Origin of the sequence: Comamonas sp. MYb69 (assembly GCF_037479315.1) — a bacterium.
Lineage (GTDB): Bacteria > Pseudomonadota > Gammaproteobacteria > Burkholderiales > Burkholderiaceae_C > Comamonas.
The window spans coordinates 262,747-279,503 of the sequence record NZ_JBBGZG010000004.1; the positions used below are offsets into that span (position 1 = coordinate 262,747).

A 16,757-nucleotide genomic window follows, 5' to 3' on the forward strand; every position below is an offset into this window, starting at 1 on the left:
GGACGAATCTATCAATGTTTACGACAATCGTTGAGGGTTGCATTGGTTGGGCTGTTGGCCGGGCAGGGGATAGAGCAGCTAAGGCTTTTATGGCCCGGTGGAGCGATAGCGCAGCTAAGGCGGAATTAGTAGAAATCATCGCAGAAACAATGGAGAGCGCGGTAGCTGTAGTGCCAATGCTCGCGGAAGACTTTCGTTCAGAGATCTTCGTCCACCAAGTCGTAGCACCGGCAGTGGTGCACTTCCTACATGATTGGACTGGTGAACAACCAGAAGTGGAGATCGTCGCGGGCTACATCGAGCGATTCGTGAAGCCTTTCCTACGCGAGCGCTCGCTGGAGGAAACCTTGCCACAGTTGTTTCGTACCCGGCAAGTTGACTTGGAACACGCCTTTTCTCTGTTTCTGACTCATTTACGTCCAGCCCTCTACGCATCCAAGCACTGGCGAGAGCCGATCCGAGATCAAGCTTTGGAAGAAGTCCGATCTACATTACTCCGCATTGAAAAACAGATCGCTCCAGCCACAATCGCTGATGTGGTCGACGTCGATGAAGCACGGGTTGATGCAAAGGTAGCCTCTCAGGCGCTGCAGTCTTGGTCGCAGACGATCGGCGGCGAACACATCGTTCGCCCGGAACTAGAAATACTTCGACAACGCATTCGTGAGCATCCGTACGCCTGTACCCTCGTCATTGGCGAATCGGGCTCAGGGAAGTCGGCACTTTTCGCTGGTCTAGTTGGGTGCCTTCAGTCGCAGGGCATAGTTGTCTTCGCCATCAAGGCGGATCTTCTTCCGCTGCATGTGAGAACCCTGGGCGATGTGTCAAAAGCACTGGGATTGCGCGGGCATTTGCTCGGAGAGATTGATGCACTGGCTCGAACTGCGCCCGTCGTTGTACTGATTGATCAGTTAGATGCAGTCAGTGAGGTTATGGATCGATCATCGGATCGAATGATGCTTCTGCTGCAGATTGCACACCATTTCCAAGATCGGAAGCGTGTCGAGCGTTTTGCGCCGCCTGTCCACATCGTCGTATCATCCAGGCCCTTTGAAGCTGCATATGATGCGCGCTTTCAGTCCTTAAAGGCAGAGGTTGTCCAGCTTGCATTGCCTAGCCAAGAACAAGTTCAAGCTCTGTTGCAGCGCCTGCACATTTCAGTCGGGGATGTTCCTGAGCCTTTGAGGGAGACGTTGAGGCGCCCTTTTGCTTTGCGCATCTTTGTGGAAATTCTTCGACGGGGCATTCCTGCTCGCGAGTTGATTGCGTCTCAACTGCTCAACACTTGGCTTACATCCGCCAATCTCGGCGACACCTCAATGCGGCGGGAAGTGGTCAAGTTCTTGGAGAGGTTGGCAGCCGATATGACCGAAAGTGAATCTCTTTGGCGGCCTGCAGATGTTTATGAGATCCAGGATCCACAGGCGGTCCAGGTTGCTGTGGCTTCTGGAATAGTGGTGAGACAGAACAGCTTAGTGGGGTTCAGCCACCAAGCTTGGCTAGACGACTTTCAGGCAAAGAACTTCTCAACCGGCCAATCGCTAGCGAACTACGCATGGGAGAGACAAGACGGGCTATTTGCACGCGCTACCGTACTGCGTACTTTGCAACGCCTCCGAGCGTTTGATTTGTCAGCTTATGAGCAGGCAATTGATGCGCTTCTGGGACATACAACAACGCGGCGGCATATTCGCCACCTTGTTGTGGACATGGTGGCTGGACAACAGCACCCGTCCGAACGTGAACGACGTTGGATGCAAAATCTGGTTCGTACAGATGTCCCGTTAGCACGCAGAGCCCTTGTACGAATCATTGCGCATTGGACAAATTGGCGCGACTACCTTCTCCCGTTGGTGCCTAGCATCATGGGAAATGGCGAATTGCGATGGAGCGCGGTCCAGTTGTTGATTGTTGAAGCTCCACTCGATGCCGATTTCGTAGTTCGTTCAATTGCCTCTCATTGGGGCACGCCTGAACATGATCTTGAGGCGATCGAGGTCTTTTCAAAATCAAGCCAATGGTCCGCTACCATAGTCGAGCGCCTTCGACAGATATTTGCGCGAAAGGAACTCGACGAGTACACGATTGTTGAATATGCGAAAAGGCTGGGTGATGATCGGGCTGCAGAGCTCTTCAAGATATATCTCGAGAATACGGAGGTTAGCAAACAGGAACGTCTACAGTTCCACGGCTTGGACAAGCTTGCTCAACGGACGATCCTACCTTTTGCAAATGTTCTCCTACCATGGTTTGTACATGTTGCTAGTCGAGCAGAGCCTCTATCGCAAGGATTGCTGGATAACTACCCGGCGTCTTCAAGCCTACCGAACTGGTGGGACTATGAGCATACTGAAGATGGCATCTTCAGGATCACGAAAAACATAGTTTTTGCATGTGCCAAAGAATACCCGTATGATTTTTTGCGCTTAGTTAAGACGTTCGCAAACGTGGAAGTGGCAGAGGTACAGGCGCTTATTGTTGAAGGGTTTGCTGCCGGTGGCATGGAATTGGCAGACGCAGGTATTGAATATCTGCTTGCTGACACAAGACGCTTGCAGGTGGGCACATCCTTCATCACAGTCTCCGACAGTGTTAATTATCTTGTGGATGGATGGTCGACGCAGGAGCTTCTACGAACCACAGTTGTTCAACTAAGTACAGAGAGAATTGAGCATCTTCGGGCAGGCATTGAATCATGGGATCCATACCTGCATGAAGCGCAAGAAGATTCCGATGTGTCCATAAGACGTAAGCGTCGCGAGTGGGCTGAGGGGAAGCGGCTCACTCTTTTGGCACTGTTGCCTGCACATGCCTTGTCACCGCGCAGATACCGGCAAGTTCAGGAATGGAGTGCAACACAGCCAAAACTCCGAACCAATCGCGGAGCAAGGATGGTATCTGTGGTGGGATCACCGATGTCCGCACAGCAGATGGGCAACGCCTCCGACGATGACGTTTTCAAGATGATCGACGATGTGGCGGATGATACGGATCGTCGACGCAGCCTCGGAAATTCTCGCAGAGATGGGGGCACAGTGGAATTAGCTCACGCATTTGCGGGATTCGGAAAGACTCACCCTGACCGCGCTTTGTTAATCGCTGAACAGCGTTTTCGACCTGGCCGGCATGAGAATGCCGCAGGCGAGCTTCTTCGTGTTCTTGCTGAAGATCAAGACGTTGCTCCGCAACGTGTTCGAGCCCTTGTATGGAAATGGCATCGCGAAGGCTTTTCCACCAAATCTTGGAGAAAGAGCGTTGCCTTGGCGTTTCAGGATCTGGCGGGGCGTGATGGAGGTCTGGTTGATGAAGATGTTGCACTATTGGAGTCATGGATAGTCAACGATTTTCTTAGCACCAAAGAGCGCATTGCGGCCAGGCTGGATTTAGATAAGCGCAATCGTGAGATGAATAGGAATCACAAAGCCGAGATAAATGCTATTTTGTTCCGCAGATTTTCGGGAGGTATGCGAATCCTACCTCAAGACAACTTTACCTTGCTTAGTGCGATGGCTGCTGGGTTGCTGGGGCGTAAGGAGCCATATTGGGACGGTTGGTTGTCTGCTTTGGAACGACATGTAGAACGCTTCGAGGATCCTGCGATCTGGTCTGCATTGTTGATGTTTCGTTGCGATCCATTGTTTTGGGCGAATCGCCTTCGTGCAACAAAACTCCTACAAAAGATCTTGAATAGGTTTCCAGATGCATTCTCAGACAAATATGTTTCAAAATTCCTTTGGCAAAATCGTGATCTGGTTGCTGATGAAGTGATGAAGGCGATACAAGATCGCTGGCTGGTTGACGGTGATGCAGGTAACCGGCAAGTTGCAGGCGAATTGCTGATGGCGTCAGTTCTCATTCAACCTGAGGACAAAGTCGCATCAGATCAGTTGGAAAAAATTCTGGCAGGGTCAGACACGCCAGAACGACTAGGTGCTCTATTTACGGCCTCAACCGCTTGGCGCGAGGAATCGCTGCGTTTAGGCGCGCATCAGGTACTGATGCGTTTTGCGCTACATGCTGTTGACCATGAGGCAGCTGCAGTAGCTGGAGCGCTATCACATTGGGATTCACCAATAACTGACACCCATACCAAAGAATTATTGAATGTAGTTGCGAGAAATCCCGCAGTGCTACGGGTGTGTCTCAATCGGAGCTTCACGCGTTTGCTGCAGGAGCTGCTTCTCAGCCCTGGCTTCGAGGAATTAGTCCTTGAGCTTGCGAAACGCTGCACCGAACTTATGTTTGTGAATGGTGATTCGCGCTTTCGTATGCCACATGGGGAGAACTTTGTATCTATCGCCATCTCACTCCAAAGGTCCAAAGACCTCATGCGTAGCCAAGCAATGGATCTGTACGAGCAACTGTTGGATGGAGCTGTGTATGGTGCCGAAGAGGCGGCTGTAGCTTCTCTTGTGCGCGTTTAGTTTGAGACGGGATCAATATTCTTGTTGAAGGAAGCGAGATCGCATTGGCCTAGCCCCTATTAAACGGCTGGTAGTAGGTGGATGCGATTAGTTTATTTGACTCTGGCGGCAGGCGGCGACCCTGCATAGCAGCGTAATGCAGCAAAGGATCGAGCGACTAGAAATGGCCAATATTTGTCGCTAGACCATTTCAAAACTCAGAACCCAGTGCCCAAAGATGCATGAGTTGATGAACTGAGTGAGCTAAGAGGCTAAGCCTTAATGATTAAAGCTCGCTCAGACGCTCACCCTACCGAATCGCCAAGTCCAAAGTTCATCGCTGATCGGCATCAGTTAAAACCCTTACCCTTACCCTAAACCGCCACCGTCCCCCCATCCACCGGCAACGTAACCCCATTCACATAACTAGCCAGCCCCGACACCAAAAACACCGCCGGCCCCGCCAGCTCCTGCGGCTTGCCAATCCGCCCGGCAGGCGTCCGCTGGATAAAGCCTTGCAGGCGCTGTGGGTTGTTGCGGGTGGCTTCGGTCATGGGGGTGTGGATGACGCCGGGGGCCAGCGCGTTGACGCGGATGCCGTCGCGGCCCAGGTCCAGGGCCAAGGTTTGGGTTGCCATTTTTACGGCGCCTTTGGAGGCGGAGTAGCCCATAGCATTGCCCTGGGCGATAAAGGCTGCGCCTGAGGCGATGTTGAGGATGCAGCCGCGCGTGGCGCGCAGGGCGGGCAGCCAGGACTGCACCATGTTGTAGAGGCCAAAGACGTTCACATCGATGACTTGGCGCAGGTGGCGGGATGCCTGGGGGTGGTCGATGCCTTCGCGGATCAGCAGGCCGGCGTTGTTGACGAGGGTGTCTACCGGGCCGATGTCGCTGCCCACGCGGGCGGCCAGCGCCTGGCAGGCCTCCAGATCGGTGACGTCGAGCGCGAAGGCCCAGCCTTCTACGCCGGCGGCTTTTACCTCGGCCAGGGTGCCCGCGCAGCGCGCAGTGTCCAGGTCGGTCACTATCACCCGGGCGCCGGCCTTGGCAAAGCTGATGGCAATGGCCTGGCCGATGCCGCTGGCCGCGCCGGTGATGAGGGCCAGGCGGCCTTGCAGCAAGCCGGGCGTTTCGGGGAAATGGCTGGGGGCCTGGGCTTGGGCAGGGGCTTGAGCATGAGTTTGCACAGGTACGGATATTGGATCAGTCATGCTCATGCTCCTTGTCCAGTTTGGCTGCGGCTTTGGCGTTCGGCCTGGTTTTGAGCCTCCAGCTGTGGTGCCGCCTGGCGTGCCTGGCGGGTTTCCAGCCAGGCGTAGAGCTGGCCGATGATGCCCTTGCGGAACAGCATCACGACGACGACAAACACGAGACCCTGGATGATGAGCACCCACTCGGCCATGGCGACCAGGTAGTTCTGCATGCTGACGATGATGGCCGCGCCGATGACAGGGCCCAGCAAGGTCTGCAGGCCGCCGACGATGCAGATGAGCAGCGCCTCACCCGAGGTGGTCCAGTTCACATCGTTGAGGGTGGCCAGTTGGAAGGTGATGACCTTGAGCGCACCGGCCAGGCCGGCGAGCGCGGCCGACAGCACAAAGATCACGAGCTTGTAGCGCAGCACCTGGTAGCCCAGCGACTGGGCACGTGCCTCGCTGTCGCGGATGGCGCGCAGCACCTGGCCGAAGGGCGAGTAGACGATGCGGTAGATGAGCCAGAATGCGGCGGCGACCAGGGTGGCGGCAAAGTAGTACAGGGTGGTGTTGTCGGCCAGCGAGATAAAGCCAAACACCTCCGGCCGGGGCACGTTCTGGATGCCGTCCTCACCGCCAGTAAAGGGCAGGCGCAGCGCAAAGAAGTAGATGACCTGGGAGAAGGCCAAGGTGATCATTGAGAAGTAGATGCCATGGCGGCGGATGGCCAGCAGCCCGGTGACCACGGCCACAGCCATCGCGCAGAGCATGGCCAGCAGGATGGCGGCCGAGCCGTCCCAACCCCAGACCTTGATGGCATGCGCAGCCGCATAGCCGGCCGTGCCAAAAAACATCGCATGGCCAAAGGACAGCAGGCCGGCATAACCCATCAGCAGGTTGACCGATGCGGCCAGCAGCGCGTAGCACATCAGCTTGATCAGAAAGACCGGGTAGGCCACCAGCGGCGCCAGCAGCAGGGCTACCAGCGCCAGCACCAGCAAGAGGGTGTTGGTGCGTTGTGAGAAGAAATGCATGTTCAATCCTTGGGAAAGACAAGAGCTTGGGCGGGGACCAAGGGAGCAGGGCAGTGCGGGCGCATCAGTGCGCTCTGCCAAACAGGCCGTTGGGGCGCACGGCCAGCACGATGATCATCACGATGAAGATGACCACGCCGGCGCCTTCGGGGTAGATGACGCGGGTCAGACCCTCGATCGCGCCCAGCGCAAAGCCGGTGATGATCGAGCCCATGATCGAGCCCATGCCGCCGATGACGACCACGGCAAAGACGATGATCATCAGGTTCGAACCCATCAGCGGGCTGACCTGGTAGATGGGCGCGGCCATCACGCCGCTGAAGCCGGCCAGGCCCACGCCCAGCGCATAGGTCAGGGTCAGCATGCGCGGCACATTGATGCCAAAGGTGCGCACCAGCGGCGTGTTCTCGTTGGCGGCGCGCAGGTAGGCGCCCAGCTTGGTTTTTTCGATGAAGTACCAGGTCACCAGGCAGACGGCCAGGCCCGCCAGGATCACCCAGACGCGGTACATCGGCAAAAAGCTCAGGCCCACATCGATGCCGCCTTGCAGCGGGTTGGGGTAGGGCTGGCCGCTGACGCCAAACCACAGCCGGAAGGCGCCCTCCATCAGGATGGAGATGCCAAAGGTGAGCAGCAGCGCATAGACATGGTCTACCGCGTAGAGGTGCCGCAGCATGGTGCGCTCCAGCAGGATGCCAAAGGCTGCCACCACCAGCGGCGCCAGGATCAGCGCCCACCAGTAGCTCAGCCCCAGGTAGTGCAGCAGGCCCCAGGCCACAAAGGCGCCCAGCATGTACTGCGCGCCGTGGGCAAAGTTCACCACATGCAGCAGGCCGAAGATGATCGACAGGCCCAGGCTCATCAGCGCGTAGAACGAGCCATTGATCAGGCCCACCACGAGCTGGCCGATCAGCGCGGCTGTCGGGATTCCGAAAATTGTATCCATCGTATTGTCTCCGCCTGTCACAGTCCCAGCAGCGCTTCGATCTCGTCGCGACGCGTTTCCAGCTCGGCGCGGTGGAAGTGGCTGGCCACGCGCCCTTCCTCGATCACGTAGAAGCGGTCGGCCACCGATGCGGCAAAGCGGAAGTTCTGCTCCACCATCAGCACCGTGTAGCCGCGCGCGCGGATCATCTCCAGCGTCTGGCCGATCTTCTGCACGATGACCGGTGCCAGCCCTTCGGTGGCCTCATCGAGCAGCAGCAGGCGTGCGCCGGTGCGCAGGATGCGGGCAATGGCCAGCATTTGCTGCTCGCCGCCCGACAGGCGGGTGCCCGGGCTCTTGCGGCGCGCCTGCAGGTTGGGGAAGACCTGGTAGATCTCCTCCACCGTCAGCCCGCCGGGGTGCAGCACGGGCGGCAGCATCAGGTTTTCTTCGGTGCTGAGGCTGGCAAAAATGCCGCGCTCCTCGGGGCAATAGGCCACACCCAGGTGGGCAATGGCCTCGGGCGGCAGGCCTTCGGTGGGCTGGCCCTGGATGCTGATCTGGCCTTCGCGCTTTTTGAGCAGGCCCATGATGGCGCGCAAGGTCGTCGTTTTGCCGGCGCCATTGCGGCCCAGCAGGCAGACGACCTCGCCTTCGCCCACATGCAGGTCGATGCCGTCGAGCGCCAGGGTTTCGCCATACCAGGCGCGCAGGTTCTGCACCTGCAGCATCTGGCGCAGCGCGGTGTTGTTGTCGCCGTTGTTGGCGTTGTTGTTCTCAGGCATGGGCGGCCCCTCCGACATAGGCTTCAATGACCCTGGGGTCGCGCGATACCTCGTCATAGCTGCCTTCGGCCAGCACCTGGCCGGCCTGCAGCACGGTGACGGTCTCGCACAGATGCGATATCACCTTCATGTTGTGCTCCACCATCAGCACGGTGCGCCCCTGCGCCACCTTGCCGATCAGTTCCACCACCGGCCAGATGTCCTCATGGCCCAGGCCCGCCATGGGCTCGTCCAGCAAAATCATCTCGGGCTCCATTGCGATCGTGGTGACCAGCTCCAGCACGCGCTTGCGGCCATAGGGCAGGTCGCAGGCCTTGACGTTTTTCCAGCGCGTCAGGCCCACGCTGTCCAGCAGGTCCATCGCACGCTCGTCCAGCGCGCTCAGCACCTTGACCGAGCGCCAGAACGTGAACGTGCCGCCGGTCTTGCGCTGCAGCGCAATGCGCACGTTCTCCAGCACCGTCATGTGGCTGAAGACGGCCGCAATCTGGAACGAGCGCACGAGGCCCAGGGCCGACACGCTGGCCGGATCGCTGCGCGAAATATCACGCCCGTTGAACAGCACCTGGCCCGAGCTGGGGCGCAAGAAGGTGGTCAGCAGGTTGAAGCAGGTGGTCTTGCCGGCACCATTGGGGCCGATCAGCGCATGCACCGAGTGGCGCTTGACTTTCAGGTTCACGTCCTTGACGGCATAGAAACCGCTGAACTGGCGGCAGAGCTGGCGCGCTTCCAGGATGGGGGCATCCGCCTCGGGGGGAGCAGTCATGGCGGCGCCTCCGATCAGATGAAGGACTGGGTGGCGCCGCCGTCGACCAGCATCGATTCGCCGGTGACAAAGCGGCTGTCGTCCGACGCGAAAAAGCAGGCGGCGCGGGCAATGTCCTGCACCGTGCCGAGGCGCCCCATCGGCGTCTTGGCGATGCGCAGCCGCACTTTTTCTGCATCGACATTGATGCCCACGCCTTCGGTCGGGATGGAGCCGGGGCAGACCGAGTTGATGCGGATGCCGCGTGGCCCGAGCTCCGCCGCTGCTGCGCGCGACAGGCCCAGCGCTCCGGCCTTGACGCCGCAGTACACCATGCCCTGGGGCATGCCGATAAAGGCCGCCGCCGAGGCGATGTTGACGATGCTGCCGCCGTCGTCCATGGCTTCGGCTGCTGTCTGGATGCCCCAGACGATGGAGTTGAAGCCGGTGCCCACCATGCGCTGCAGCGCTTCGGGCGTGATGTCGGCAATCGGGCCGTAGCGCACCCAGATGGCGTTGTTGACCAGAATGTCGAAGCGGCCGTAGCGCTGCTTCAGATCGGCAATCGCGCTGCTGAAGCTCTCGCGGTCAGCCACATTGCCGCCATAGGCATGGGCGCGGCCGCCCTGGGCCACGATGGCTGCGGCCACCTCAGCCGCCTTGTCCTCGGCGCGGTCCAGAATGCCGATGCTGCCGCCCTCGTCCGCGATGGCCTGCACGATGGCGCGGCCGATACCTTGTGCGCCGCCGGTCACGAGTGCGACCTTGCCTGCAAAGCGTTGTGTCATGGTGTTTGTCTCCTGGTCAAATTAAAAATAAGGTCCGCCACGTCTCAGCGTGGGCTGTTGGTATCGTCAAAACGCGCTTCTTCCAGCCCCGTTGCGGCCAGGCCGTCGATGACGAAGACGGCCCCCGCATCCGGGTGGCTGGAGCGCAGCAGGTTGCCGCTGTTGCTGATCGAGGTGAGGTAGATGGTTTGCAGCGCCGGGCCGCCAAAGGCGGGGCAGGTGACGTAGGCATCGGCGGGAAAATCCACCGTACCGGCCAGCTCGCCACTGGGCGTAAAGCGGGCCAACTGGCCGCTCAGCACCATGGCCACCCAGAGATAGCCCTGGGCATCGACGGTGGCGCCATCGGGCGCCAGGCCCAGCGCGGCGGTGTCGATAAAGGCCTCGCGGGCACCGCAGGCGCCGGTGGCCGGGTCATAGGCATAGCGCCAGATCTGGCGCGCCGGGCTATCGGCAAAGTACAGCCAGCGGCCGTTGGGGCTAAAGCAGGTGGCGTTGGCGACCTGAAAGCCCTGGTCCAGCTCGCGCAGGCGGCCATCACCGCTCAGCTGGTAGAGCTTGCCGGTGGGTGACTGCGGCGTCATGCTCATCGAGCCGACCACAAAGCGGCCACCCCGGTCGCAGCGTCCGTCGTTCAGGCGCATGCGCTCGCCCTGGTGTTGCACCTGTACGCCCATGGGCGTGGTCTGGCCGTTGTCCGGGTCCAGAAAATGGAAGTCATCTTCCAGCGCGAGCAGCAAGCGCCCGCTGCGGCACAGCGCGATCGAGCCGATATGGGCATGCAGCGCCCACTGCTGCTGCCGGCCGTCTGCCGGCCAGTAGCGGTGTACCCACTGGGCGCGGCCATCGATCCAGTACAGCGATTGCGTGGCCACATCCCACAGCGGGCATTCGCCCAGCAGATCGCGCTGGGGCAGCAGTGGATGGATGCGCGCGGCCGCTGCCTGCGCGGTGAGGGCGTTCATGTCTTGTCTCCTGGTGCGGTCAGCCAAGGCGGTGCCTTGGCTGCTGCGGGTGCGCCGGCCTCTCTAGGGGGCCGTGCGCGTAGCGAGCGGGTGTTGGTCTTAGTTGGCGACGGGTGCCGAAAGGGTGGCTGTGGGCAGCTGGTAGCCTTTGAACTGCTCGCGCAGCCGGGTCTTGAGCAGCTTGCCGGTCGCGGTGTGGGGCAGCTCGTCGACAAACTCGACTGCATCGGGCAGCCACCAGCGCGCCAGCCGGTCCTTCATAAAGTCCAGCACTTCCTGGCCGCTGACATCGCTGCCGGGCTTGCGCACGATGACCAGCAGCGGGCGTTCCTGCCAGCGCTCGTGGTGCACGCCGATGACGGCCGCTTCCTTGACAGCGGGATGGGCCAGTGCCAGGTTCTCGATGTCGATCGACGAGATCCACTCGCCGCCGGACTTGATGACATCCTTGGCGCGGTCGGTGATCTGTACAAAGCCTTCGTCATCGATACGGGCCACATCGCCGGTGCTGAACCAGCCTTGCGCATCCAGTGCCGAGCCGGCCTCTTGCCCGTAATACGCAGAGATGACCCAGGGGCCGCGCACGCGCAGCTCGCCAGGGGCTGGGTCGCCGGGCGGCAGCTGCTGGCCCTCGTCATTGAAGATGGCCACATCCACGCCATACATGGGCCGGCCCTGGCGGGCACGTACATCGATGCGCTCATCGCGGGCCAGAGCCTCATGCTGGGGCAGCAGGGTGCTGACGGTGGCAACCGGGCTGGTCTCGGTCATGCCCCAGGCCTGGTTGGCGGTGACACCCAGCAGGCTGTCGAACTGGTCGATCATTGCGCGCGGTGCGGCCGAGCCGCCCATCATGATGCGTTCGAGCTTCAAGGCATCCTTGTCGGCAGCTGGCAGGCTCTCGACATACTGCAAAAAGCCCATCCAGACGGTGGGAACGCCCAGCGAGAAAGTGCAGCCCTCGTCGCGCATCAGCTGGTAGAGCGCCTTACCACTCAAGTCCGGCCCGGGCAGCACCAGCTTGGCGCCGCACATGGCGCTGGCATAGGGCAGGCCCCAGGCGTTGACATGGAACATCGGCACGGTGAGCAGCACGCAATCGCGGGCACGCAAGGCCAGCCCATCGGCCGCGCAGACGACCCAGGAATGCAGCACGGTAGAGCGGTGGCTGTAGAGCACGCCCTTGGGGTTGCCGGTGGTGCCCGAGGTGTAGCACAGCGACGAGGCGCTGTCTTCGGCCAGCTCGGGCCAGTCAAAATCGCCCGCGTCCTCGGCCACCAGGTCCTCGTAGCACAGCAGGGGAGCGGGCAGGTCCATCGCCGGCATCTGCTCTGGCTTGCACAGTGCCACATAGGCCTTCACCGTTTTGAGGCTGGGCGCCAGCTCGGCCACCAGGCCGGCAAAGCTCAGATCGAAGAACACATAATCATCGGCCGCGTGGTTGATGATGTAGCGGATCTGGTCGGCAAACAGGCGCGGGTTGACGGTGTGCAGCACCGCGCCGGCGCCCGATACGGCGTAGTACAGCTCCAGATGGCGGTGCGTGTTCCAGGCCAGCGTAGCCATGCGTGCACCACTGGCCATGCCCTGGCGCAGCAGGGCGGCGGCCAGGCGCCGCGAGCGCTGGGACACGGTCAGCCAGTTCGAGCGCGTGAGCTCCCCGTCCGGGGTGCGGGAGACGACTTCCACCTGGGGATGAAAGCGTGCTGCATGTTCCAGCAAGCCGGAAATCCGCAGCGCGCGCTGCTGCATTAGCCCTTGCATGTTGCTCCTTGTTTTGTTTTATATACCTGTCGGCAGGTAAAAAGTTTAGCAGCCGCAGCAGCGTCGCAAGCCCGGGATTACCCTGGACTTGTCCCCTCCAAAACGCTTGCGGGGAAACCCTGTTGTTTACCGGTCGGCAAGTAGGCATGATGCAGCGAGAACAAGGTGGAGGCGAGCTGCCATCCCCTATCGAGCCGGTGCCCCGCTGCGGTGTGGCGGGGCGGCCGGCACCAGCCAGCAGGAGACAAAGAGCAATGGACAATCACACAATCCACCAGGTGGATGCGGTCATCGTGGGCGCCGGTTTTGGCGGTCTGTGCGCAGTGCACAAGTTCCGGGAGATGGGGCTGAAGATCCAGGCCTTTGAGGCCGGTGGCGATGTGGGCGGCGTCTGGTACTGGAACCGCTACCCCGGCGCGCGGGTCGATCTGCCCAGCATCGACTACAGCTTCTCCTTCTCGCCCGAGATCGAGCAGGAATGGACCTGGTCCGAGCAGTTTGCCGCGCAGCCCGAGCTGATGCGCTACTTCAACTTTGTCGCCGAGCGGCTGGACCTGCGCAAGCACTACCAGTTCAACACCCGTGTGGACAGCGCCCGCTGGGACGAGGCGCGCCAGCTGTGGGTGGTGCGCACCAACCGGGGCGAATGCTATGAGGCGCGCTATTGCATCATGGCGACCGGCCCGCTGTCGGTGCCCAAGGAGCCCGAGATTGAAGGCATTGCGCGCTTTGGCGGCCAGATCCTGCGTGCGGCGCGCTGGCCGCATGAGCCGGTGGATTTCAGCGGCAAGCGGGTGGGCGTGATCGGCACCGGATCGACCGGCATCCAGATCGTGCAGGAAGTGGGCAAGCAGGCGTGTGAGCTGTTTGTCTTCCAGCGCACGCCCAGCTTTACGATGCCGATGCGCAATGTGCCGCTGGAGCCCGAGTACGTCGCCGAGGTCAAGCGGCACTATGCCGGCATCCGCGAGCTGGCACGCAACAGCAATGTGGGCGGCGTGCGGCCGCAGTCGAGCCGCCCCTTCTTCAGCGTGACGCCAGCGCAGCGCCAGGCGCTGCTGGAAGATGCCTGGCTGCAAGGCGGCCTGGCCATGCTGGGCACCTTTGCCGACCTGATGCAGAACGAGCAGGCCAACGAGGAAGTGGCCGAGTTTGTGCGCGGCAAGATTGGCGAGGCGGTGGACGACCCGGCCACCGCCGAGGCGCTGAAGCCGCGCGGCTACCCCATCTTTGCCCGCCGCCCCTGCCTGGACACCGGCTACTACGAAACCTACAACCAGCCCCATGTGCATTTGCGCGACTGCATCACCGACCCCATTGTGTCTATCACCGAGAAGGGCCTGCGCACGCAGTCGGGCGAGGTGGAGCTGGATGTGCTGATCTTTGCCACCGGCTACGACGGCCTGACCGGCGCGCTGCTGGCTTTTGAGGTGGAAGGGCGCGATGGCCTGACGGTGCAGCAGAAGTGGAAGGAGGGCGCGACCTCCTGCCTGGGCATCATGATGCATGGCTTCCCCAACCTGTTCATGACCACCGGGCCCAATGGCCCCTCGGCCCTGGCCAATGTGGTGCGCACCAGCGAGAACGATGTGGACTGGACGGCGGCTGCCATCCGCCACATGCAGGCCCAAGGCTTTAGCAGTATCGAGCCCAGCGCGCAAGAGGAGCGGGCCTGGATGGACCTGGTCCATTCGCTGGCGCCGCGCACCTTGCTGTCCAAGGCCAAGACCTGGTATGTGGGCGCCAATGTGCAAGGCAAGGCACCGGGCCTGACCATGTTTACCGGCGGCTTCCAGAAGTACCGCGAGCACTGCAACGCTGCCATCCAGAAGGGCTTTAGCGGCTACCACTTTGCGCAAAAGCGCGACCGCGAGCGCACGGCAGACGCCAGCGCAACAGTGGAAAACGCCACGCACTGATAACCTGGGTTTTCAAGTCCCTGACAGGCCATGCGGCCCCCGGGGGCTGTGCCTGCCTGCGCCCTGCAGCGGGGCATTTTTATCTTCCACCAAGAGCTGCCAGCCATGAGCAACGTCACCTTTCACAGCGCAGACGGGATAGGCCGTATCTGCATCTCCCACCCGCCGCTGAACCTGTTCTCGCACAGCCTGCTGACGGGGCTGAGCGCCGCGCTGGCGCAGTTTGAGGCCTATGCCTCGCTGCCGCTGCTGCTGATCCATTGCGAAGGCCCGTCCTTTGTTGCGGGCGCGGACATTGCCGAGTTCAACAACCCGGCGTTTTCTGCCGAGGCCATCAATGCGCTGCTCAACCGCATCGAGGCACAGACGCGCCCTGTTGTGGTGGCCCTGCATGGCACGGTGCTGGGCGCCGGCATGGAGCTGGCCCTGGCCTGCCACTACCGCGTGGCCCAAAAGGGAACCAAGCTGGGCCTGCCCGAGGTGAAGCTGGGCATTCTGCCCGGCGCAGGCGGCACCCAGCGCCTGCCACGCCTGGTGGGCGCAGCGCTGGCGCTGGACGTGATGCTGAGCGGCCGGCCGGTGCCCGCGCAAGAGGCGCTGGCCAGCGGCATTGTGGATGCGGTGGAAGAGGGTGACCCGCAGGCATTGGGCCTGGCCTTTGGCCGCCAGCTGCTGGCCAAAGGCGGCCAGCCGCGCCGCTTGAGCGCGCAAAGCGCTCCGCCCGGCGAGCACAGCCAGGCCATCGCGGCAGCGCTGGAGGCTGCGCGCCAAAGCCCGCAGTACCCCGCCAAGGAGGCCATCGTGCTGTGCGTGCAGCAGGCGCTGACCGCTGACTTTGCCAGCGGCGCCCGTGCCGAGGCCGAGGCCTTCAAGCGCTTGCTGCCATCGGCGCAGTCGCGCGCACTGCGTCATCTGTTTTTTGCACAGCGCCGCAGCCGGCAGATTCCGGGTCTGGAGCGGCAAGTGCCAGCCGGCAAGATCGAGCAGGTCGGCATTCTGGGGGCCGGCACCATGGGCAGCGGCATTGCGATGTGCTTTTTAAATGCTGGCATCCGCACCGTGTTGGTGGATGCCGCCGCTGCCGGCCTGGAACGCGGTCTGCAGCTGATCCGATCCACCTACGAAGCCCAGGTGGCCAAGGGCCGCTTGGGCGCCGAGCAGGCCAGCGCGCGCCTGGCCTTGCTGACCACGTCGCTGGACGACCAGGCCCTGGCGCCCTGCGACCTGGTGATCGAGGCGGTGTTTGAGGATATGGCTCTGAAACTTCAGGTCTGCCGCCGCTTGGGCGAGGTCTGCAAGCCCGGCGCCATCATCGCCAGCAACACCTCGACCCTGGATGTGGATGCGCTGGCCCAGGCCACCGGACGGCCCGCCGATGTGGTGGGCATGCATTTTTTCAGCCCGGCCAACATCATGCGTTTGCTGGAGGTGGTGCGCGGCGCGCACACCGCCCCGCAGGTGCTCAAGACCGTCATCGACCTGGCCGGCAAGATCGGCAAGACGCCGGTGGTATCGGGCGTCTGCTTTGGCTTTATTGGCAACCGCATGGCCGAGGTCTACCTGCGCGAGGCCGAGTTCTTGCTGATGGAAGGCGCAACCCCCGCGCAGATCGACGAGGCCGTGCAGGCGCTGGGCCTGGCGATGGGCCCTTGCCGCATGCTGGACATGGCCGGGCTCGATGTGGGGGCCAAGACCGTCATCGAATGCGACAAGGCCGGCGGCCTGCCGCCCGATGCCAGCTACCGCGCGGTGGTGCGCAAGATGTATGCACTGGGCCGCTTTGGCCAAAAAACGGGGCTGGGCTACTACCGCTACGAGGGCCGCCAGGCGCTGCCCGACCCCGAGGCCGGCCGCATTGCGGCCGACCTGGCGCAGGCGCATGGCATTGCCCAGCGCAGCGATATTGCGGCGCAAGAGATGGTCGAGCGCCTGCTCTACAGCATGGTCAACGAGGGCTGCAAGATTCTGGACGAGGGCATTGCCTACCGCGCCAGTGATATCGATGTGGTCTGGGCGGCCGGCTATGGCTTTCCGGATTTTCGGGGCGGGCCCATGTTCATGGCCGAGGAGATTGGCCTGGCGCAGATCGTTGCGCGGCTGGAGCACTATGCCGCCAGCCGGGGCAACCGCTATGGCTACTGGACGGTGTCGCCACTGCTGCAGCGGCTGGCTGCACAGCGCCAGGGCTTTGACAGCCTGCAAGCAGCCTGAGGGCCTGAAGGCCAGAACCCATCAA

General features: G+C 61.6%; 11 protein-coding genes. 3 read left to right on the top strand and 8 right to left on the bottom strand.

Annotated elements, in window-relative coordinates; translation table 11 throughout:
* Positions 1–14 precede the first annotated feature (14 nt).
* Positions 15–4,424, top strand: a complete 4,410-nt coding sequence (locus WH303_RS07535) for an ATP-binding protein (RefSeq protein ID WP_339517734.1) — start codon at positions 15–17, stop codon at positions 4,422–4,424.
* Between the two features lie 353 nt (positions 4,425–4,777).
* Here the strand turns inward: WH303_RS07535 and WH303_RS07540 are convergent, their stop codons facing one another.
* The 8 genes from WH303_RS07540 to WH303_RS07575 form a co-directional block, all read right to left on the bottom strand.
* A complete protein-coding gene (locus tag WH303_RS07540; protein WP_339517735.1) occupies positions 4,778–5,614 on the bottom strand; it encodes an SDR family NAD(P)-dependent oxidoreductase in 837 nt (278 codons plus the stop codon).
* 2 nt (positions 5,615–5,616) lie between these two features.
* Entirely contained in the window at positions 5,617–6,630 is a 1,014-nt protein-coding gene (locus tag WH303_RS07545; RefSeq protein ID WP_339517736.1) for a branched-chain amino acid ABC transporter permease, read from the bottom strand.
* A 64-nt stretch (positions 6,631–6,694) separates the two neighbouring features.
* Positions 6,695–7,576: a branched-chain amino acid ABC transporter permease gene (locus WH303_RS07550; protein ID WP_312986615.1), complete on the bottom strand. Its 882-nt coding sequence runs from the start codon at positions 7,574–7,576 to the stop codon at positions 6,695–6,697.
* Positions 7,577–7,593: 17 nt separating this feature from the next.
* Positions 7,594–8,340 (bottom strand): ABC transporter ATP-binding protein, encoded by a 747-nt coding sequence (locus tag WH303_RS07555; protein ID WP_339517739.1) that lies wholly within the window; start codon positions 8,338–8,340, stop codon positions 7,594–7,596.
* On the bottom strand, positions 8,333–9,106 hold the full coding sequence (locus tag WH303_RS07560) for an ABC transporter ATP-binding protein (protein WP_133856490.1): 774 nt from the start codon (positions 9,104–9,106) through the stop codon (positions 8,333–8,335). Before WH303_RS07560 ends, WH303_RS07555 begins: the two co-directional genes overlap by 8 nt.
* A gap of 14 nt (positions 9,107–9,120) precedes the next feature.
* Positions 9,121–9,873 (bottom strand): SDR family NAD(P)-dependent oxidoreductase, encoded by a 753-nt coding sequence (locus tag WH303_RS07565; RefSeq protein ID WP_021028130.1) that lies wholly within the window; start codon positions 9,871–9,873, stop codon positions 9,121–9,123.
* A gap of 44 nt (positions 9,874–9,917) precedes the next feature.
* A complete protein-coding gene (locus WH303_RS07570; protein WP_021028129.1) occupies positions 9,918–10,838 on the bottom strand; it encodes an SMP-30/gluconolactonase/LRE family protein in 921 nt (306 codons plus the stop codon).
* A gap of 99 nt (positions 10,839–10,937) precedes the next feature.
* Complete coding sequence (locus WH303_RS07575) at positions 10,938–12,602, bottom strand: long-chain fatty acid--CoA ligase (RefSeq protein ID WP_021028128.1); 1,665 nt, start codon at positions 12,600–12,602, stop codon at positions 10,938–10,940.
* Positions 12,603–12,856: 254 nt separating this feature from the next.
* On the opposite strand from WH303_RS07575, the gene WH303_RS07580 reads away from it, so the two are divergent.
* Together WH303_RS07580 and WH303_RS07585 are read left to right on the top strand one after the other, a co-directional pair.
* Complete coding sequence (locus WH303_RS07580) at positions 12,857–14,521, top strand: flavin-containing monooxygenase (RefSeq protein ID WP_339517743.1); 1,665 nt, start codon at positions 12,857–12,859, stop codon at positions 14,519–14,521.
* A gap of 105 nt (positions 14,522–14,626) precedes the next feature.
* Positions 14,627–16,732: a 3-hydroxyacyl-CoA dehydrogenase NAD-binding domain-containing protein gene (locus WH303_RS07585; protein ID WP_339517745.1), complete on the top strand. Its 2,106-nt coding sequence runs from the start codon at positions 14,627–14,629 to the stop codon at positions 16,730–16,732.
* Positions 16,733–16,757: the final 25 nt, after the last annotated feature.

Bases quoted from the DNA above. Each gene is read 5' to 3' on its own strand.
- WH303_RS07540 (WP_339517735.1), bottom strand. From the start codon at position 5,614: ATGACTGATCCAATATCCGTACCTGTGCAAACTCATGCTCAAGCCCCT.
- WH303_RS07555 (WP_339517739.1), bottom strand. From the start codon at position 8,340: ATGCCTGAGAACAACAACGCCAACAACGGCGACAACAACACCGCGCTG.
- WH303_RS07535 (WP_339517734.1), top strand. From the start codon at position 15: ATGTTTACGACAATCGTTGAGGGTTGCATTGGTTGGGCTGTTGGCCGG.
- WH303_RS07575 (WP_021028128.1), bottom strand. From the start codon at position 12,602: ATGCAAGGGCTAATGCAGCAGCGCGCGCTGCGGATTTCCGGCTTGCTG.
- WH303_RS07550 (WP_312986615.1), bottom strand. From the start codon at position 7,576: ATGGATACAATTTTCGGAATCCCGACAGCCGCGCTGATCGGCCAGCTC.
- WH303_RS07570 (WP_021028129.1), bottom strand. From the start codon at position 10,838: ATGAACGCCCTCACCGCGCAGGCAGCGGCCGCGCGCATCCATCCACTG.
- WH303_RS07565 (WP_021028130.1), bottom strand. From the start codon at position 9,873: ATGACACAACGCTTTGCAGGCAAGGTCGCACTCGTGACCGGCGGCGCA.
- WH303_RS07580 (WP_339517743.1), top strand. From the start codon at position 12,857: ATGGACAATCACACAATCCACCAGGTGGATGCGGTCATCGTGGGCGCC.
- WH303_RS07560 (WP_133856490.1), bottom strand. From the start codon at position 9,106: ATGACTGCTCCCCCCGAGGCGGATGCCCCCATCCTGGAAGCGCGCCAG.
- WH303_RS07545 (WP_339517736.1), bottom strand. From the start codon at position 6,630: ATGCATTTCTTCTCACAACGCACCAACACCCTCTTGCTGGTGCTGGCG.
- WH303_RS07585 (WP_339517745.1), top strand. From the start codon at position 14,627: ATGAGCAACGTCACCTTTCACAGCGCAGACGGGATAGGCCGTATCTGC.